General features: G+C 64.0%; 20 protein-coding genes and 1 pseudogene. 5 read left to right on the top strand and 16 right to left on the bottom strand.

The features are described 5' to 3' along the window. Positions 1-58 precede the first annotated feature (58 nt). Positions 59-823, top strand: coding sequence for a deoxyribonuclease IV (locus RY1_RS26985; RefSeq protein WP_072807125.1), 765 nt, complete (start codon positions 59-61; stop codon positions 821-823). Here the strand turns inward: RY1_RS26985 and RY1_RS26980 are convergent. The 3 genes from RY1_RS26980 to RY1_RS26970 form a co-directional block, all read right to left on the bottom strand. Beyond that, positions 820-1,569 carry a hypothetical protein gene (locus RY1_RS26980; RefSeq protein WP_245819979.1) on the bottom strand — a complete coding sequence of 250 codons (750 nt, stop codon included), beginning with the start codon at positions 1,567-1,569 and terminating at the stop codon, positions 820-822. The genes RY1_RS26985 and RY1_RS26980 overlap by 4 nt on opposite strands. Before the next feature lie 111 nt (positions 1,570-1,680). Further along, a complete protein-coding gene (locus tag RY1_RS26975) occupies positions 1,681-2,166 on the bottom strand; it encodes a DUF309 domain-containing protein (protein WP_072807124.1) in 486 nt (161 codons plus the stop codon). 5 nt (positions 2,167-2,171) lie between these two features. Continuing rightward, positions 2,172-3,458 carry a multidrug effflux MFS transporter gene (locus tag RY1_RS26970; RefSeq protein ID WP_072807165.1) on the bottom strand — a complete coding sequence of 429 codons (1,287 nt, stop codon included), beginning with the start codon at positions 3,456-3,458 and terminating at the stop codon, positions 2,172-2,174. Positions 3,459-3,564: 106 nt separating this feature from the next. On the opposite strand from RY1_RS26970, the gene RY1_RS26965 reads away from it, so the two are divergent. Continuing rightward, positions 3,565-3,972: a DUF8021 domain-containing protein gene (locus RY1_RS26965; protein ID WP_072807123.1), complete on the top strand. Its 408-nt coding sequence runs from the start codon at positions 3,565-3,567 to the stop codon at positions 3,970-3,972. Here the strand turns inward: RY1_RS26965 and RY1_RS26960 are convergent. The 6 genes from RY1_RS26960 to RY1_RS26935 form a co-directional block, all read right to left on the bottom strand. Beyond that, entirely contained in the window at positions 3,953-4,897 is a 945-nt protein-coding gene (locus tag RY1_RS26960; RefSeq protein ID WP_072807122.1) for an aldo/keto reductase, read from the bottom strand. The two genes, RY1_RS26965 and RY1_RS26960, sit on opposite strands and share 20 nt — an antisense overlap. A 74-nt stretch (positions 4,898-4,971) precedes the next feature. Then, on the bottom strand, positions 4,972-5,490 hold the full coding sequence (locus tag RY1_RS26955) for a VOC family protein (protein ID WP_072807121.1): 519 nt from the start codon (positions 5,488-5,490) through the stop codon (positions 4,972-4,974). A gap of 45 nt (positions 5,491-5,535) precedes the next feature. After that, the gene (locus RY1_RS26950; protein WP_072807120.1) at positions 5,536-7,815 is read right to left on the bottom strand and encodes a molybdopterin-dependent oxidoreductase; all 2,280 of its coding nucleotides are present in this window, start codon (positions 7,813-7,815) and stop codon (positions 5,536-5,538) included. Then, a complete protein-coding gene (locus RY1_RS26945; protein ID WP_072807119.1) occupies positions 7,812-9,434 on the bottom strand; it encodes an ABC transporter substrate-binding protein in 1,623 nt (540 codons plus the stop codon). The genes RY1_RS26950 and RY1_RS26945 overlap by 4 nt, the downstream gene beginning before the upstream one ends. Positions 9,435-9,584: 150 nt before the next feature. After that, positions 9,585-10,556 (bottom strand): DNA-3-methyladenine glycosylase family protein, encoded by a 972-nt coding sequence (locus RY1_RS26940; RefSeq protein WP_072807118.1) that lies wholly within the window; start codon positions 10,554-10,556, stop codon positions 9,585-9,587. 31 nt (positions 10,557-10,587) lie between these two features. Next, positions 10,588-11,625, bottom strand: a complete 1,038-nt coding sequence (locus tag RY1_RS26935) for an acrylyl-CoA reductase family protein (RefSeq protein WP_072807117.1) — start codon at positions 11,623-11,625, stop codon at positions 10,588-10,590. Between the two features lie 97 nt (positions 11,626-11,722). Here RY1_RS26935 and RY1_RS26930 point away from each other — a divergent pair, with 97 nt between their 5' ends. Further along, positions 11,723-12,328 carry a ribonuclease H family protein gene (locus tag RY1_RS26930; RefSeq protein WP_072807116.1) on the top strand — a complete coding sequence of 202 codons (606 nt, stop codon included), beginning with the start codon at positions 11,723-11,725 and terminating at the stop codon, positions 12,326-12,328. A gap of 167 nt (positions 12,329-12,495) precedes the next feature. Here RY1_RS26930 and RY1_RS26925 read toward each other — a convergent pair whose 3' ends face one another. The 5 genes from RY1_RS26925 to zapE form a co-directional block, all read right to left on the bottom strand. Then, a complete protein-coding gene (locus RY1_RS26925) occupies positions 12,496-13,356 on the bottom strand; it encodes a pirin family protein (protein WP_169914846.1) in 861 nt (286 codons plus the stop codon). A 50-nt stretch (positions 13,357-13,406) separates the two neighbouring features. Further along, positions 13,407-13,790: a MarR family winged helix-turn-helix transcriptional regulator gene (locus RY1_RS26920; RefSeq protein ID WP_174565484.1), complete on the bottom strand. Its 384-nt coding sequence runs from the start codon at positions 13,788-13,790 to the stop codon at positions 13,407-13,409. Positions 13,791-13,845: 55 nt separating this feature from the next. Then, positions 13,846-14,937: an LLM class flavin-dependent oxidoreductase gene (locus RY1_RS26915; RefSeq protein ID WP_072807113.1), complete on the bottom strand. Its 1,092-nt coding sequence runs from the start codon at positions 14,935-14,937 to the stop codon at positions 13,846-13,848. Positions 14,938-15,068: 131 nt separating this feature from the next. After that, complete coding sequence (locus RY1_RS26910) at positions 15,069-15,446, bottom strand: hypothetical protein (protein ID WP_072807112.1); 378 nt, start codon at positions 15,444-15,446, stop codon at positions 15,069-15,071. 132 nt (positions 15,447-15,578) lie between these two features. Then, positions 15,579-16,436 carry a cell division protein ZapE gene (zapE, locus tag RY1_RS26905; protein WP_072807111.1) on the bottom strand — a complete coding sequence of 286 codons (858 nt, stop codon included), beginning with the start codon at positions 16,434-16,436 and terminating at the stop codon, positions 15,579-15,581. Between the two features lie 46 nt (positions 16,437-16,482). Between zapE and RY1_RS26900 the strand changes: the two genes are divergently transcribed. Further along, complete coding sequence (locus RY1_RS26900; protein WP_084727914.1) at positions 16,483-17,022, top strand: TetR/AcrR family transcriptional regulator; 540 nt, start codon at positions 16,483-16,485, stop codon at positions 17,020-17,022. Here the strand turns inward: RY1_RS26900 and RY1_RS26895 are convergent. Beyond that, the gene (locus RY1_RS26895; RefSeq protein WP_245819977.1) at positions 17,007-17,957 is read right to left on the bottom strand and encodes an oxidoreductase; all 951 of its coding nucleotides are present in this window, start codon (positions 17,955-17,957) and stop codon (positions 17,007-17,009) included. The two genes, RY1_RS26900 and RY1_RS26895, sit on opposite strands and share 16 nt — an antisense overlap. Positions 17,958-17,993: 36 nt before the next feature. On the opposite strand from RY1_RS26895, the gene RY1_RS26890 reads away from it, so the two are divergent. Then, positions 17,994-18,209, top strand: a complete 216-nt coding sequence (locus RY1_RS26890) for a helix-hairpin-helix domain-containing protein (protein ID WP_072807109.1) — start codon at positions 17,994-17,996, stop codon at positions 18,207-18,209. A 16-nt stretch (positions 18,210-18,225) separates the two neighbouring features. On the opposite strand, the pseudogene RY1_RS30250 reads toward RY1_RS26890, so the two are convergent. Beyond that, a pseudogene (locus tag RY1_RS30250) lies at positions 18,226-18,534 on the bottom strand (hypothetical protein); the annotation flags it as partial.

Below are 18,534 nucleotides of genomic sequence, written 5' to 3'. Positions count from 1 at the left end.
GATATCCGGGCAGTCTGTAGTTCCGGGCAACTGCTGACACAACTCCTACTATGTGGGTATGCGCATTGGAGCACACGTTCGCGACAGCACCGACCCGCTCGGCTCCGCAGAGAGCCTCGGCGTCGACCTGGTTCAGCTTTTCCTCACCGACCCGCAGAAGTGGAACAAGCTGACACCGCACCCACAGGGTGAGCAATTGCGCGAGAGCGATGTCGACGTCGTCGTGCACAGTTCCTACGTGCTCAACGTCGCGAGTCTCAACAACCGAATCCGAATACCGTCACGCAAAGCGGTGATCGAACAGGCTGCGGCCGCCGCGGAGATCGGTGCGATCGGTCTGGTGGTGCACGGCGGTCATGTTCGGGACGGCGAGGACACCGCGAAGGGATTCGAGAACTGGCGCAAGCTGTTCGAACGGCAGCACGGCGACGGCGGTTTCGGCGTACCGATCTTCATCGAGAACACCGCGGGTGGCGATTTCGCGATGGCACGACATTTCGACGATATCGCGCGGCTGTGGGATGCGGTCGGTGAGTTCGGTGCCGGATTCTGCCTCGATACGTGTCACGCGTGGGCGGGAGGGGAGGAACTGGTCGGCGTCGTCGACCGCATCAAGGCGATCACCGGGCGTATCGATCTGGTGCATCTGAACAACTCACGGGATGAGTTCGACTCGGCTCGTGACCGGCATGCCAATCTCGAGGACGGAACTATCGATGCGTCTGTTCTGACGGCGGTCGCCGAAGCTGCCGGAGCGCCGGTGATCCTGGAGACACCCGCCGAAGGCATCGCCGACGACGTGCGGTACCTGAAGAGTCTCTAACAGAACGTCGGGATGGTCTTCTCCCAGAAGCGCTCGAAGTCGTCGACGTCGGAGCGGGTGAAGATGCGACAGTTCCAGCGGAATTCGGTGTCGACCATCATGACTCCGTCGACCTCGACTACCTCGCACGTGACGGACAGACTGTGATTCAGGGGCCGGCTCTCGTCGGGCACGCCGTGTTCTGATTCCGGGTGTTCCAGAGCAGGGTGTTCCAGAACAGGGTGGTCCAGAACAGGGTGTTCGGGCCGGTAGTCGAAGGAGATCTGGGCGCCCGATCTGCGGGCCAGCGCGGGAGCGTTCAGGGTGTACTTCGCGGTCCGGAAATCGCGGCCACCGGCGGGAGTGGCTTCGACACGGCGGCGTACTTCCCTGGTGAGGAACTCGGCGGGCCCGGTGGAAGGCAAACGGACCGGATAGAACCCCCAGTTGCCCTCGCTCGCGCTGTCACTCTCGCTGGAAATGTCCACCAGGACGCCGGAGGTGCAGGTGCGACAGCGATCGGTCTGCCACGCGCCCGCAGTCGCGGCGAGAACAGCGAGCAGGGTGGTGGCGGATGGACGCTCCGTACCGGCCCACTGTGTACGCGTCGTGGTCACCACCGAGGAATCGACTGTGTCGATGAACGGATCGGTGCGGCGGGTTCCGAAGGGCCGTTCCTCGGGCGTCAGGACTGCAACCCAGTAGGGAACCTGCTGTGCCAGAGCGTGTGATGGGACCGCTCTCGATGTGACTTCTACTGCGTGCACCGTTACCGCCCGTCTCGCTCCGGATGACTCGCCAGCGACTATGTCGCAAGCATTGCCTAACCTACTTTCACTGTAACCGGGGCGGGTGCGAATGGCGAAAAGTGGGGCAAGTCAGGCGAGCAGCCGGGGAACCTCGGGGCTCGGTATGGTGCCCTCGGGTCCCGAGCTGATTGATTCGACGGTGTCGAGCAGCCGCTCCGACCAGTTGAGCAGGCCGGTGATGTCGAGGCCGTACGGTGGGTCGGCCTCGTATCCGCGGATTCGGTCGTGTCCTTGCTCCAGCAGTGAACGAGCCCCGACGCGATTGCCGCGCAACAGGTGGGTGAGGCCCACTGCCAGCTGAGCCAACCCCTGCCACAGCAGCCGTTCCTGCTCCGGTGAGTCCTTCCACGTTCCCTCGAACACTTCGTGCGCGTGGAAGGGCATCCCGGTGTCGAGCAGGTCCTGAGCTGTGGCGATCGACTCGGCAGGCGGCAGCCGAAGATCGTCGGGGATTCGTTCGATACCGGCGGACCCCCGGGGAAGCGGCCGGCCGAGGCCGTCCCTCGGGCGTCCGTTCAGCGGTTTGCCGGCTGCGTCGCGTTCACGTTCCGGCATGGGCGTCAGGCTCCTGCTGTTCTGGATTCTGCTGTTCTGGATTCTGCTGTTCTTGCGGCTGCTGATCTGGTGACTGTCATCAGTGCGATGAGCGCGATGGCCGAGACACCCACCATCGTCACCGATACTGCCACTCCGTCGTTGCCGAGGACACCGACGACGGGAGCGACGATCGCGCCTGCACCGAACTGTGCCGCGCCGAGCAGCGCAGCAGCCGTGCCTGCGGCTTCACCGTGTCGCGACAGTGCCAGAGCGGGAGCGTTGGGCATCACGAACCCGACGGCGCCGAGGACGAACCACAGCGGCACGAGGAACCCGAACATCCCGCCGACGTCGGCCACTGCGAGAACCGCCATGACCAGGGCCGCTGCCACAGAGACCGAAAGGGCTGTGACGACGATGCGTACCGGTGTGAAGTGCCCGAGCAGGACGACGTTTGCCTGCGAGGCGCCGATCAATGCGATTGCGCCGAGCGCGAAGACGATCGCGAACTGTTGCTCGTTGAGGCCGAACTCGTCCTGCAGCACGAACGACGATCCTGCGATGTACGCGAACATTGCGGACATGGCGAGCGCGGCGACGAGCACGAGGACGACGAACTGCCCGTCGCGAAGCAACGATCGGTACGTGCGGATCACCGGCATGACCCCGCGGCTGCGACGACGCTCCGGCGGCAGGCTCTCACGCAGCGCCACGACGGCCACCACCAGCAGCGCGACGCCGAGAAGGGCGAGCACGCCGAAGACCCAGCGCCAGGATCCGGCGAGGAGGACCGCGCCACCGATCGAGGGTGCGAGCACCGGTGCGACGCCCATGACGAGCATGAGTCGTGAGAGCACTGTTGCGGCTGCGCGTCCGGTGAAGAGGTCGCGTACGACGGCCATCGCGACGACGGCTGCGGCAGCGGCGCCGAGGCCTTGAAGACCGCGGAAGACGCCGAGTACGGCGACGTTGGGTGCAACGACGCACAGCAGCGACGCGACGATGTGGACTGCGGTGCCGGCGATGAGTGGAATGCGTCGGCCGACGATGTCCGACAGTGGACCGATGACGAGTTGACCGAGCGCAAGGCCGATCAACGTGCCGGTCAACGTCAGCTGCACTGCGGCTGCGGACGAGTTCAGATCGTCCACGATGGACGGCAGAGCCGGAAGGTACATGTCGATGGTCAGTGGGCCGAGAGCAATGAGTGCGCCCAGTACCAGAATGACCCGCAATCGTTCGGCGGCGGCGGTCGGTTCGGATGGGTTCTCGACGCTCGGAGCGACTTCGTGCTCGGTCGCGAGGTCGATTGCGTGTTCGGTTGCATGTGACACCCATGCTTCAGCAACCGGCTCACGAGATCTGTTCCCGGTGTGACGTAGTCGAACCTGTTGACGGGAACTAGAGTCCGAAGTTGTGAGTACATCCGCCGATACTCCGAAACAAGCGATCGCCCGTCAGTACATCGATGCGCTCTTGTCGCACGATTCGAGTGCGGTGAAATTCGCACCGGGCGCACGCAGGGTCGAGAACGGCATCACCACTGGGTTCTCCGGCCCACGACTGTCCAAGGCGCTGAACAATGCCTTCTATTACCGCGTGATCCTGGCGATTCGGAACATCGAGCTCACGGAGTCCGGCGACATCGTGCATGCAACATTCTCGATCGACGCCGGACTTCGAGGGCGGAGGCTGGTGACGGTCGGGGTGCAAGAGCGCTTCCTGATCCCCGACGCCACCATCCACCACATCCGAGCTCGGTTGAGACTGCGCCGAGGCCCTACTGCCGGCCCTACTGCAGGTCCTACTGCACCGCTGCGCTGATGTCGGTGAGTCGCTGAACCTCGTCGGTCGACAGGCTCAGTGCAGGTGCCGCGAGCAGTGCGGGCAGCTGCGAGATCTTGCTCGCGCTCGCGATGGGCGCTGTGACGCTGGGTTGGCTCAACAGCCAGGCAAGGGCGACCGAGGAAATCTCGGCGTTGTGCTGCTCGGCGATCTCACCGAGCGCGGTGACGACGTCGAGTCCCTTGTCGGTGAAGTAACCGGACGCCAATCTCTGCCGGGCCTGGCCTTCCAGGTCCTGACGCGTCCTGTACTTGCCGGTCAGAAAGCCTGCTGCGAGCGCGAAGTACGGGAACACACCGAGGTTGTTGTCGGTGGCCAGTGCGGCGAGCTCGGATTCGTAGTCGTGGCGAGCGACGAGGTTGTAGTGCGGTTGCAGAGCGATCGGCTTCGCGAAGGAGTTCTCGTCGGCGAGCGAGACCCATTCGCGAATACGGTCCGGCGAGTAGTTGGAGATGGCGACGTAGCGGACCTTGCCGTCCTTGACCAACGCGTCGAACGCAGCGAGCGTCTCGACGAGCGGGGTCTTCTCGTCGTCGTAATGTGCGTAGTAGACGTCGATGTGATCGCTCTGCAGACGCTTCAACGACGCCTCGGCTGCAGCTGTCACATTCGCCGGGGCCAGCCCCTTGAACTCGGGATGTTGGCTGACCTTCGTGGCGATGACGACGTCGGAGCGGTTGCCGCGAGCAGCCGTCCAGTTGCCGATGATGGTTTCCGACTCGCCGCCCGAATTGCCTTCGGCGAACGCCGAGTACGAATCTGCAGTGTCGATGAAGTTGCCGCCACCCGCGGTGAACGCGTCGAGGATCTCGAACGAGCTGCTCTCGTCGCTCGTCCACCCGAACGTGTTTCCGCCGAGCGCAAGGGGAAAGATATCGAGATTCGAATTACCGATGGCAACCACTGATCACTCCTCATCACTAAGAACAGTCCCCCGACGTCAACGCTGCGACGGGGAAGGATTGTTCCTGCGACGCGTCAGGCGTGTGCGGGGCTGGAGACGCCGATACCGCTGGCCGTGTCGATACCGTAGCGATCGATTTCGGCCTGCAGGTCCAGTGGGCCGATCGACGAGCTCGCTTCGATGGCGGTGGCGTCGAGCAGATCGAGTGGTACCAGCCAGACGATCTCGAACTCCAGGCCGTCGGGATCCTTGCCGTAGAGGCTCTTGGTGGAGCCGTGATCGGATGCGCCGACCAGAGCTCCCGCGGATGTGAGTGCGGCGGCGACGTCGGCGAGATCACCCAGGGTCTGTACTTCCCATGCGAGGTGGTACATGCCGACCGTCGTACGGCCCGCGTCGCTCGGGCTCGCTGCGTCTCCCAGTTGGAACAGACCGAGGTCGTGATCGTTGGTACTGGCGCTGGCCTGGAGGAATGCAGCGGCGGTACCCATCTGCATGACCGTCCGGAAGCCGAGTACGTCGGTGTAGAACGCGACCGACTTCTCGACGTTCCTGACGTAGAGGACTGCATGGTTGAGACGTTGGATGGGCATGGGCACCTCGCTGCTTAGGTTGAACCTTCAACGAAGAGGTTACACCTACAACGGTTCGAATGCTGTGATCGGAGGAACAGCGTCGGAGAATCGCTCCACCTGCACCAGGGCACTGTGCGCCGACGGCCCCTGTGCCAGCCGCGACGTCCCGTGGTCGGGCGTCAGGACGTTCGGGTTTCCGTGCGCGTCGAGCCCGCCGGGTACGACGGGGTCGAACCACGCGCCGGTCGACAAGCGCACGACGCCGGGTCGGATGTCCTCACCGACCACGGCACCTGCGAGGCACTGCCCACGATCGTTGAACACCCGGACGATGTCGCCGTCGGCGATCGATCGGGACGCGGCGTCGAATGCGTTGAGCAGGATGGGTTCGCGGCCTTCGATCTTTCCTGCCCGCGAATGATCGCCGTTGTCGAACTGCGAGTGCAGTCTCCGCTCCGGTTGGCCGGACACGAGGTGGAGCGGAAAACGCGCAGCGATGTCCGCGTGCAACCATTCGGTCGGCGGCAACCATGTCGGGTGTCCAGGGCAGTCGTCGTAGTCGAAGCTCGCCACGGTCGGTGAGTAGATCTCGAACAGCCCGGACGGCGTGGCCAGCGGATGTGCCGCGGGGTCCGCGCGCAGTGCCCGGTACGGGGCGACGCCGGTCTCGATCACGGGTGCCGGCACGACACCCCCTGCCTCGAGCAACCCCGCCCACGTGGGTAGCTCGGGTGCGCGTTCTCGTGTGCGCCTGTACAACTCGGCAACCCACTCGTCGGCGGTTCGGTTCTCGGTGAACTCCTCGCCGAACCCGAGGCGATCGGAGAGTGCCGAGAAGATCTCGTAATCGGTCCTGACGTCGCCGGGAGGTTCCGCGGCCTTGACGATCGCGGAGACGTGACCGTCGGCACCGGCCGCGAAATCGTTGCGCTCCAACCAGGTGGCGGCAGGAAGGACGATATCGGCGTGCCGAGCGAGGGCATTGGCGAAATGCTCGTGCACGACAACGGTGTCCGGCTTCTGCCACGCCGCGACGAGTTTGTTCAGGTCCTGATGGTGATGGAACGGATTGCCGCCTGCCCAGTACACCATACGGATGTCCGGGTAGCGGTAGCGTGACCCGTCGTAGTCGAATTCCCCTCCAGGAGTGGAGAGCATGTCCGCGATGCGCGCGACGGGAATGAAGTCGTCGATCGGCCGTGCGCTCTGATCGAATGCCGCCGGGCGAAAACCGTTGGTGGGCATGCCGAGTTGATGCAGTGCGCCGAGTGCGCATCCGAATCCGCCGCCCGGCAGGCCGAGGTCACCGGTGATCGCGGCCAGCGTCAAGGCCATCCACGGCGGTTGCTCACCGTGATCGGCACGCTGCAGCGAATACGACGTCGCGAAGACGGTCCGTCGGCCGAATGTTCGACGCGCCAGGTCGCGGATCGCTCCGGCGTCGATTCCAGCGATCGCCGAGGCCCATTCGGCGGATTTCGGGGTTCCGTCGGTCCGACCGAACAGATATTGCTCGAACCGATCCCAGCCGACGGTGCAGCGGGCCAGGAACTCCCGGTCGTGCCGACCTGCTTCGACGATGGTGTGCGCGATGGCGAGCATGACGGCCACGTCGGTTCCGGGAACGATGGGCAGCCACTGCGCGTCGAGTGATGTGTCCGAATCCGATCGCTGCGGCGAGAGCACGACGAACTCCGCACCGGCCGCACGGGCCCTCCGCTGTTCGATGACGTTGGTGTGCGCGCCGATACCGCCGCCGTTCACCTGTGAATTCCTGGCCGCGAGACCGCCGAAAGCGATGACGAGCGACCGGTGTTCGCCGATCTCGCTCCACGTGGGGTTCGATTCGAGTGCGGCGCCGTATCCGCCGGCGACTCGTCGCAGAATGACCTGCATCGCTGCCGAAGAATAGGATTCGACCGAGGCCGTATACCCGCCTGCCAGGTTGAGGAACCGGTGGATCTGCGATTGTGGATGGTGGAATCGACCTGCGGACCCCCAACCGTACGAACCGCCGTAGATAGCCGAGTTGCCGTAGTTCGTTCGGACACGGTCGATCTCACGGGCGACGAGCGTGAGGGCCGTCTGCCACGAGACGGGCACGTAGGAGTCGTCGCCTCTGATCCCTGTGCCCGGTCCGCCCTCGAGGTATCCGCGACGAACCATCGGCTCGGTCAGTCGCGACCGAGCGCGGAGTGTCGACGGCACGCCGGTTCCGATCGGCGACGGGTCGTCGTCGATGGGATTCGGTGTCAGCGAGCGGACGACGGTGCCGTCGGTCTCGGCGAGGTACGTCCCGAAGTGTCCCGCAGTGGGGACGAGGCGAAACCGAGTTCGGCTCACTCCTCGATCCACGCGTCGACGAACGACGGCCACCACGGAGCTTGGAAGCTCAAGCCGTGCACGGTCGTAGGCGCAGCCTGTGTCTGGCTTCCCTCGGTGATGGGGAAGGCGTATCCGCGGTCGATGATGATCTCCTGGATGCGATCTGCGAGTTCGCCGCGCGCGGTGTCGTCGAGTTCCGAGGCCTGGGCGTCGAGCAGTCCTTCGAGTTCGGGATCGTAGGACGACTTGAAGTAATTGCTGTACGTCGGATCGAATGCCGAGACAAGGACATCGGCATCCGGGCGAGTCAAGTTGCCGTACTGCAGTTGCCACTGGCCCGAGTTGCGGTTGGCCAGAGCCTCGGCCGCGGTGACCTGCTGTAACTGGAAGTCGATACCGACCGCGCGGAGCTGCTGCTGCGCCAATTCGTGGATCGGCTTGTCGCCGTTGGCGCTGAACTGGATTGCGACACTGAGCTTGCGGCCGTCCTTCTCGCGGATGCCGTCGCTGCCCTCGGCCCAGCCTGCGGCGTCCAGGATCGAGCGCGCCTGGTCCTGATCGCGTGCGAGACTGTCGGACAGATCCGTGTAGTTCGGGTGCGTCGTCGACAGAATGCTGGAGGGGACCGTCTGGAACTCGGTGAAGACCGTGTCGTGAATCTCTTGGCGGTCGAGACTGAGTTGCAATGCTTTTCGCACCGATTCGTCGGCCAGTACAGGATCTTTCACGTTGGGGTAGTAGGTGTAGACGACACCGGCGGAGGAGCGCGAGACGATGTCGAAGCCTTGTCCGCGGATGGAATCGACGTCATTGCTCGGAATGGTCGTCGACACCTGGATCTGCCCGCTGAGCAGGGCGCCCGTGCGAACCAGGTCCTCGGGGAGGATCTGGAACGTGACACCGTCCAGGTAGGCAGGGCCGGAGTGTGCGTTCTTCGGCGACGACCACTGATAGTCGTCGCGGCGGCTGACGACGATCTTCTGGTCGGGGACGACCTCGTCGATGACGAAAGGCCCGCTACCGATCACGCCGAAGGCCAATCGGTCCTCGGGGGTCTTGGTGGTGATCGTCTCCGGCGCAATGATGCCGAGCGGCTTCTCCGAAAGCGCCTGTAGAAAGCCAGCTTTGGCGGTGTCGAACTCGACCTTCACTGTCAGCGGATCGACGATGACGGACTCGCGGTATCCCTGCAGATATGCCGAGGACTGGAACGCTCGACCCTGCTTGCCCAGTTCGATGATGTTGTCGAAATTGAGTTTGACCGCTGCGGCGTCGAGCTTCTCGCCATTGCTGAACGTCACACCGTCCTTCAGCTGGAAGGTGTAGGACTTGCCGTCGTCGCCGACGTCCCACGACTCCGCGAGCCACGGCACGATCTCACCGGTATCGGGAAGCTGCTCGGTCAGGTTGTCCACGATTTCCACGTTGGCGAAGTTGCAGCCCGAGGTCTGTGCCTTGTCGAGGCCGCAGGCAGGAATGATGCCGACCGTGATGGATCCACCCGATCGCGGCGTCAGGGCCTCGTCGCCGCCCGCCGATTCGGCGTTCGTTCCGCAGCCGGCCAGAAGCGCGACACTGGCGGCAAGAGCGGCGGTGGCGAGTGCGGTGGTGCCGCGGAGACGAAACCCGAAGTTCATGTTCGGGAAGTTAGCAGGTCTTCAGGAACGGACAAAACTCGCGAGAAACGCCAGGTCAGCGCGCTGCGATCTTAAAAATCACGCTGCTTGCAATGATTGTGGGACAAGGAGTTTCGGTGCTAGTGATGGCGCTGACAGTGTCTGCGGACGTCAGTGCCAGGTGTGATCGACGAGTGGCGTTCGCGGCCCGAACTTCGGTTTGATCGCCTTCCCGCTGACGGCCAGCAGGCGAACTGCCCTGTATCGGTGTGGAGCAAGGGGTTTCATGTACTCGATCATCTCGGCGTCGTCGATGGGGCGGCCGAGAAGAGACCATCCGACCACAGCGGCGAGATGGTAGTCGCCGACCGACAACGCGTCGGGATCGCCGAAGGCGCGCTGGGCCACTTCGGCCGCGGTCCAGACGCCGATACCGGGAACAGCGCGAAGCCGTTTCGTTGCGGTCTCGGCGGTCATCGACGATGTCTCTTCGAGGCGGCCTGCGACCTGAGCGCTGCGGACGATGGTCTTCGATCGCGCCGGATCCACGCCTGCGAGGTGGTACTCCCACGACGGGATGCGCCGCCACACATCGGCGGGTGGGGAGACGAACATCGGCTTCGGGGTCGGCCCGGGCGCACGGTCGCCGAACTTGGTGACGAGTGTGCGCCACGAACCGAACGCGGACAGGCCGTGGACCCTCTGTTCGAGGATCGCAGGCACGAGCGCTTCCATGACGCGCCCGGTCCGACCGAGCCTCAGGTGTGGGAACTGGCGGTGTGCCTCACGGAGGGTCGGGTGCTCGGGTGCGAAGCCCGACGCGTCGTCGTCGGTGCCGAGCAAGGCGGGCAGCGTCGTCAGGAATTCCGGGGCGCCGCGACCCCAGGCGGCGCACTGCACCGTCGTCCTCGACGTCTGGGTCAGTCGATAGGTGACCGGCCCCGATTCCAAACGTGATGTTCGCCACACCGATCCTGCGGAGTCGACGGCGTAGGTGGGGTCGCCTCTACCCCGGCGCAACGGCGACAGCGACATGTTCAGGTCGACGGGCCGGTCCGAGGTGAACGCGGCGTCGACCGAGTCCGTGACGGAATCGTCAGGACCGGAATCGTCCGGGGTGGGGCCTTGGCCTGGCAACAGCATGGTGCCTCCAGGGTATCGACCCGAGTCCGGGTCAGAACCCGCCCGCGACGGCGACGACTGTCCGGCCGGTGATCTCGCCCTTCGTGATGCGCCCCAACGACGGCTCGACGTCGGAGATCGCGACCTCTGTGGTGAGTCGTTCGAGACGGTGTGGACGAAGGTCCGATTCGAGTTGCTGCCAGATTGCCCGCCGCCGGGAGATGGGCAGCTGGACCGAGTCGATGCCGAGGAGCGCGACTCCGCGGAGGATGAACGGCAGAACCGTCGTGGGTAGCGCCGCGCCGCCCGTCAGCCCGCTCGCAGCGACGGCTCCTCCGTAGCGCGTCGTCGACAGAACGTGAGCGAGGGTTGCGCCGCCCACGCAATCGACGGCGCCCGCCCACTCCGCCCGGCCGAGAGGCCGCGGTTTCGCGTCGGGGTCCTCGGGGAGCCTGCCGATGACGGTGGACGCACCGAGGCTGGTCAGCAGCGGTGCGGCGTCCTTCTTGCCGCTCGATGCGTGCACCTCGAAGCCGGCCGCCGACAGAAGATCCACACTGACCGAGCCCACGCCACCGCTCGCGCCGGTGACGAGAATCGGGCCGTCCGACGGCGTGAGGCCACGGGCCAGCAGAGCCTCGACGCTCATCGCTGCGGTGAAACCGGCGGTGCCGATCGCGGCCGCTTCGCGCGTGGTGAGGGTCGTCAGTGGCACCACCCAGGCCGCGGGAACGCGCGCGAACTCGGCGTAGCCACCATGTTGCGCGGTCCCGATGTCGTAGCCGTGTGCGACGACTTTCTGCCCGACGGCGATGTCGGCGGTGTCGGATTCGACGACGGTGCCTGCGATGTCGATACCGGGCACGATCGGGTACTGGCGGACCACCCCGCCCTTCGGCGTGACCGCGAGAGCGTCCTTGTAATTGACGCTCGAGTAGTCGACGGCGATGGTCACTGCTGGGTCGTCGAATCGGGGAAGAAACGAACTTTCCACCGTCTCGGGCGAGAGTGTGATGCCGTCGGATTCGCGGGCGACGAGAGCGGTGAACGACGACGGCGCGCTGTGTCGCGGAGACTGAGTCTTGGTCACGATCGGGTGTCCTTTCGATCCTCGGATGCTTTCCCACAGTATCTATTCGAGCGCGGCGTCTGTTTTTTGTCGGTGCTCCGAAGTAGTGTCCTGATTTGTGATCATTGTGAGTACTGACGGCTCGTGTCTGCGCAATCCGGGTGGCGCCATCGGGTGGGCCTGGGTCAATCACACTGGGCCGAGCAACTCCGGCGGCGAGCCTTCGGGCACCAACCAGATCGCCGAATTGCGCGCGCTCCTCGAAGCGGTGCTTGCGCATCCAGGAGACGAGCCGATGCTCATCGAGTCGGATTCTCAGTACGCCATCAAGTGTGCGTCCGAGTGGCTTCCCGGATGGAAGCGCAAGGGATGGAAGACGGCAGGCGGTACTCCGGTGCGGAACCTGGAGCTCGTGCAGAGCATCGATCATGCGATCACCGAACGCACGGGCCCCGTCCGATTCCGGTGGGTCCGAGGGCACGTGGGCAACCACTTCAACGAAGCTGCCGACGCACTGGCCGGCGAAGCAGCCCGCGCCGTTGCCGCTGCTGGTTCTACAAAAGCTGCTGGTTCTACAAACGCTGCTGCGCCCACCAAGACTGCTGTGCCCACAGACGCTGGAGTCACGGGCGCTGGACTCACGAATGCTGGACGCGCGGATGCAGGACGCGCGGATGCAGGGCCGACAGCCAAAGCCTCCGACGAGGTCGCGACCCTTTTCTGAGCTGTGCCCAGCTCTTCTCGCAACCTGCTCTTACAACACAGCTGCTCTTACAACACAGCCACCCGTTTACAACGGCAGCATCCGTTGTAAACGAGCGAGAGTTGTGTAGGCCGGGAGTTGTGTAGGACCGGAGTTGTGCGGGCCAGGTGTGTGAGCCGACCGCGCGCTCAGTCCCGGGGCGACAGTCGGGCGTTGGGGAGTTCAGGAGCTGGGAGTCGGAATTCGGTGCCCTGTTTCGTGAGATACCCGTCGACTGTGCCGAATTGACTGTCTCCTGCTTGCCATGCGGAGCGGTAGGCCTCGATGTCCTCGTGGGTGCGGCCCATGAAGTTCCACCACATGACTACCTGCTCGCCGAAGGGTGGTCCGCCGAGCAGCAGCACTCTGGCGGAGGAAGTTCCGGTGTTGCGCAGGGTGATGGTGGTGAGGCCGGGTGCGAGGTAACCGAGTTCGGCGCGCGCGAGTGCGGTTCCGTCCAGTTCTACGTTTCCGTCGTCGACGATGACTCCGTGCTCGTATGCACTGTCGGTCGCCAACTCGATGGTTCCTCCGGCGTCGAGAACGATTTCGGCGCCGAGCAGCGGGGTGAACGTGTCGACGGGCGAGGTGTCGCCGGCGAGGGATCCGAGGAAGAGGCGGAGAACGCCGCCGTCGATGGTCACCGGTTCGGGAACGTAGTGCTCGAAGTTCGGCGCTGTGAATCTGGCTCTGCCGGGGAGGGCGACCCACAGTTGCATGCCGTGCAGGGCGGGGCTGTTCGGCGTGGAGACCTCGGAGTGCGAGATGCCTCGTCCTGCCGTCATCAGGTTGAGTTCGCCGGGGCGCACGATCGCGTGCGAGCCGATGCTGTCGCGGTGCTCGATCTCTCCGGAGAACAACCAGCTGACGGTCTGCAGCCCGGTGTGCGGATGCGGCGGAACGTCCATGCCGCCGGACTGTGCGACGTCGTCGGGACCGTAGTGGTCGGCGAAGCACCAGGCTCCGATGAGGGTTCGTCCTTTGGTCGGCAACGTGCGCCGCACGGTCATGGCCCGTGGGCCGCCGAGTGGGACCTCGCGAGGTTCGATGATGTCGACTGTCACGATATCTCCGATTGTTTGAGCCGTAGCTTCGTGCACAACGCGTCCAGCGTCGTGAGTTCGTCGTCGGACAGTGCGTCGCCGACATAGCGTCGAATTCTGGCTGCATGCTTGCGGCCGATTTCGCGTTGGACGGCAAGTCCGTCGTCGGTGAGTGCGATGACGGTTCCGCGCTTGTCTGTCGGATCCGGCTCGCGTGCAACGTATCCGAGCTTCTCCAGCCTCTCGCACAGTCTGCTGAGCGAGGGCTGGCTGAGAAGGATCTCGTTGTTGAGATCGTGCAACCGGAGCCGGTGAGAGGGGCAGTTGCCGAGCGTGAACAGCACATCGTATTCACGGAGACTGATCGGGCCCCAGATGTCGTCGGCGGTGAACCGGCGCATCAACGACACCTGGGAGCGAAAAAGCGACTCCCAGGCGTCGACCGCCAACCGAGTACTAGACGGCAACTGTCTCTTCCTTCTTCGCCAACAGGCTCGCGTGGGTCGGTGGGTTCTCGGGCACACCCTCGGGTCGTCGGGCAGCAAACTCCTTGCGCAGCACGGGGACTACTTCTTCGCCGAGCAGGTCGAGCTGTTCGAGCACGGTTTTGAGTGGTAGGCCTGCATGGTCCATCAGGAACAGCTGACGCTGGTAGTCGCCGAAGTAGTCGGCGAATGCGAGAGTCTTCTCGATGACTTGCTGTGGCGAGCCGACCGTCAACGGAGTCTGTTCGGTGAACTCTTCCATCGTCGGGCCGTGGCCGTAGACCGGCGCGTTGTCGAAGTAGGGGCGGAACTCGTTGACAGCGTCCTGGCTGTTCTTGCGCATGAACACCTGGCCACCGAGGCCGACGATGGCCTGATCTGCGCGGCCGTGCCCGTAGTGCTCGTAGCGTTCGCGGTAGAGGTTGATGAGCTGAATGTAGTGCTCTTTCGGCCAGAAGATGTTGTTCGCGAAGAATCCGTCACCGTGGTAGGCGGCGATCTCCGCGATTTCGGGACTGCGGATGGAACCGTGCCACACGAACGGCGGGATGTCGTCGAGGGGTCGTGGGGTCGAGGTGAAGTTGTCGAGCGGTGTGCGGAAGTTGCCCTTCCATGTGACGACGTCCTCCGTCCAGAGGCGTCGCAGAAGTTGGTAGTTCTCGAGCGCCAGCGGGATGCCCTGACGGATGTCCTGGCCGAACCACGGATATACCGGAGCGGTGTTTCCGCGGCCCATGATCAGGTCGACGCGGCCGTCGGACAGGTGCTGCAGCATTGCATAGTCTTCGGCGATCTTCACCGGATCGTTGGTGGTGATCAGTGTCGTGGAGGTGGACAGGATCAGCTTCTCGGTCTGCGCAGCGATGTAACCGAGCAGAGTCGTCGGTGACGACGGAACGAACGGCCGATTGTGATGCTCGCCGGTGGCGAAGACGTCGAGACCGACCTCTTCGGCGTGCCGTGCGATGGTCACCATCGCCTTGATGCGCTCGTGTTCGGTGGGTGCGACGTCTGTGGTCGGGTCGACGGTGACGTCACCGACGCTGAAGAGTCCGAACTGCATGTCTACTCCCTGCTTGGATCCTGCTACTCAAAGTTCATGCGTTTGCATTGACTTTTATCGTAACTGCACGAGGCAGGAAACTATTCCGGGTCCGACCGGCCGTAGATTCAACTGATGATTCAGCTGGTCAACTAGCTGTTGACCAGGGAAGCGGTGCCCGTCAGTGTGCGCACGTCGTACGACTCCAGTGCGCCGTGTACATAGCGATCGCCTGCCACATTTCCTCTGGAGGTGAACAGGACTGCATACGCGCCGAAGTCGACAGGGGTGTTCTCGATGTTCACCCGGGGAAGGACGAGAAGTAGGTGGGTGGAGTTGCCGTCGTGTGCCTGCTCGACTATCGCTCGGACCTCGTATCCCAGATCCGACCTGGTCACAGCCGTCGATTCCAGCGTGGCGCCGCTGAGATCGATCTGCGCCGCGAGGACTCCGGCGACGGTGGCGGAGTCCAGGGTGCCGGAAATGCCGTCGCCCTCGAAGGTCCAGTGATTTGCTGCTGTGAATGGCATGTGGCAAGGCTAGGGCTCAATCGTAAAAAATTCTTCGAACCGGACCCATCCACCCCGTCACCTGCGGCGAATGCTTGATGAGACGCCCGCCGCTGCTGTCGCCCCCGACCGCCGTCAGCTGTGGGCGTCTCCCTATTTCTGCAGTGCGCTCAGCCGGCTGAGGATTCGCTCGATGTCGAGACCGCTGCAACCGTCACCGAACTCTGCAAGGGGAACGTCGGCGTGAAAGTGCGTACGGATGTCGCGGTCGTACAGGACGTCGACGAGGTTGGAGAAGCGTTGCGCCGCGTCGTCGGAGGCGTCACCGAGCGGCGGGATGGCGGTGATCGTGAGTGACTGGGCACCGTCGAGCATGGCCAGGTAGTCGCCCGTAGACTTCGGCGTCTCGCAGAGGGCCGCGAACGACAACCCTGCATCCGTATGTGCGAGCGACCAGGTGCCCATCGAGAACCGTGAGTCGGATGCGGAATGAATTCGATAGTCGGTCGGTCCGTCGACGGGCACCACCTGCAGGTGCGATGTCAGCAGGTCGATCGTCGGGACGAACGCGTCGTGGAACAGCGGGTTCGGCATGAGTCCGCCCGGTGGGTAGTTGGACGTGAGCACCAGAGTGATGTCTCGTGCGAACAGGCCGTCGAGCATCCGGGCGATGAGCCTGCCGTCGCCGATGTCGTGGACATGGAATTCGTCGAAGCACACCAGCTCGACGGCGCTGAGTAGTTCCGATATTGCGCCGTCGATCGAGAAGCCGTGCCGAAAGTACGACGCGTGCAGATCTCGGAAGAATTCGTGGAAGTGCACACGCTTCTTGGCGGTGGTGGCGACGTTGTCGAAGTAGCGGTCCAGTAGCCACGTCTTGCCGCGACCCACCGGGCCCCAGAGGTAGATGCCCATGGCTCCCGGCGTCGAGAAGATCTCCGCGGCGGCGGCTTGTGCAGCGTCGAGAACGAAATCGCAGTCGAACACCGAACATGAGACTGTAGGTCGCATGGCAGTGACTCTACATATGTAGAGTCACACATGTAGAGTCGCTGCCATGGACCGTCGAATTGTGATTGCGGACGCAGCGATTTCGCTCATCGCCGAGGCAGGCATTCGGGCACTGACGCATCGTGCGATCGATGGGGCAGCGGGTATGCCCGCGGGTTCGACGTCGTACTACTTCAGGACGAAGCGAGGCCTTGTGACGGCGGTTGTAGCGCGTATCACCGAGTCCTCGCGGGCGAAGTTCGAAGCGGGACCGGCGCAGTCTGCCGACCCCGTCGACGTCACGGTCGAGTATGTGGCGCACTTGCTGTCCGAGCGCATGGATCACCTCAAGGCGCGCCACGCTCTCCTGATCGATCCGAGTGTCGACGCCGAGGCGCGCGCGGCACTCGGGCGGAGTCTGTTCTCCGTCGAGCGCGCGGTTGGGCTGTTCGGCGACCGCCCGACAGCCGAAGGGTACGTCGCATTGTGCGAGGGTCTGGTGCTCACCGCGCTGGCAGGTGGATATACGGCCGCATCATTGAGAGTCCCACTTGCGCGGTACTTTCGAGGCACCAACCTGCCTGGCCGGGGTCAGCCGAAGTCGTAGACCACCCCGGTGAGGCTTTCGCTTGCGTTCCAGAGCTTTTCGGCGAGAGCGGGATCCTTCGCCGTCTTCGAGACTTTCGCGGGCCCTGGGGCTCCACGGGATTCGAAGAGTGATTTCGGACCGGTGTACGAACCTTTTTCGCCGCTCTCCAGCGCATAGAGCGTGGGGAGTGCACCGCTCTGCGCTGACTGCGAAATGAACTTGAGGCCGATCGATGCGCCGAGTGACAGGATCTTCGAACTCCCCAAGCCGTCGGGGCTCGTGTACAGGGCGGTTTCGGAGATGCCGGGGTGCGCAGCGTTGCTGGTGATCGGGATGCCGGCCTTGTCCAGTCGGCGTTGAAGCTCCAGTGCGAAAAGCAGATTCGCGAGTTTCGAGTTTGCGTACATCCGCTGGGGTTGGTACCCGCTTGTAGCTTGCAGGTCGTCGAAGTCGAGCTTGGGCCCTTGCTTGTGCGCGACGGACGACACGGTGACGACGGTGGCGTTGTGTGCGCTGCGGAGGTTCGGCAGCAGGTGCCCGGTCAGAGCGAAATGACCGAGATGGTTGGTGCCGAACTGGAGCTCGAACCCGTCTTTGGTCTCGGTCCGCTTCGAGGGCATCATGACACCGGCGTTGTTGATCAACACATCGATTGTGGCGGGGGCCGACTCGGCGAAACTCCGAACGGATCCCAGATCCGACAGGTCGAGGTGGGCGGTATCGACCGTGCCCTCGGGTGCTTGCCTGGAAATCTTCTCCGCCGCAGCGCCTGCTTTGTCGAGGTTGCGGCACGCGAGGGTCACGTGGTCGCCCTGCTTCACCAGCTCGAGCGCGGTGAAGTATCCGATTCCGGTATTACCGCCGGTGAGGATTACACGTCGCTGCTTGTTCTCGGACCCTGCGTTGCTTTCGGACACTGCGTTGCTTTCGGACCCTGCGCTGTTTTCGGACACTGCGCCGAGGGTACCGGTGCGTCCTACGATGTCGCCATGACAGAACCTGTCGAGCACTCTGTTGTCGAGCACTTTCCCAAGAGAACAGGTCGCCCGGCGTCGGGCGCATTCTTTGCCGCGGGTTTTCGCTCGCTCGAGGATTTGGCGGGTGTATCCGAGGCGGAGTTGAAGAAGCTACATGGTGTGGGACCCAAGGCTCTTGGCGTCGTCAAAGCAGCCCTCGAAGAACGAGGGCTTGGCTTGACGCCGTGACACCGGGTGAGACCGATCAGAAGGGTGGTGGTCGGCGTTTTTCGCGTTCGGCGGCGATGTGTCGGTGTTGGAGGTATTTGGTGCGGAGGTAGGTGGCGTCGGCGCGGGCTTGTTGGTCGGTGAGGCGTGCGAGGTCGCCGAGGGTGGGTGCGTTGGGGTCCCAGGTGGTGTTGGTGTGGGTGTCGGTGATGTGGGTTTCCCACCAGGTTGGTTCGTAGAGTTCTTCGGGTGGGGCGGTGTGAAGGGCTCCGGCGGGGGTGGGTGTGTGGGGGTCGGGTGTGTCGGGGTCGATCGTGTAGTGCTCGCTTGCTGTGGTGTTGGTGAT

Origin of the sequence: Rhodococcus yunnanensis NBRC 103083, from assembly GCF_001895005.1 — a bacterium.
In the GTDB taxonomy this organism is placed as follows: Bacteria; Actinomycetota; Actinomycetes; order Mycobacteriales; family Mycobacteriaceae; genus Rhodococcoides; species Rhodococcoides yunnanense.
Note: the sequence above shows the minus strand (reverse complement) of the source record. Positions and strands in the feature narration are given on the sequence as shown.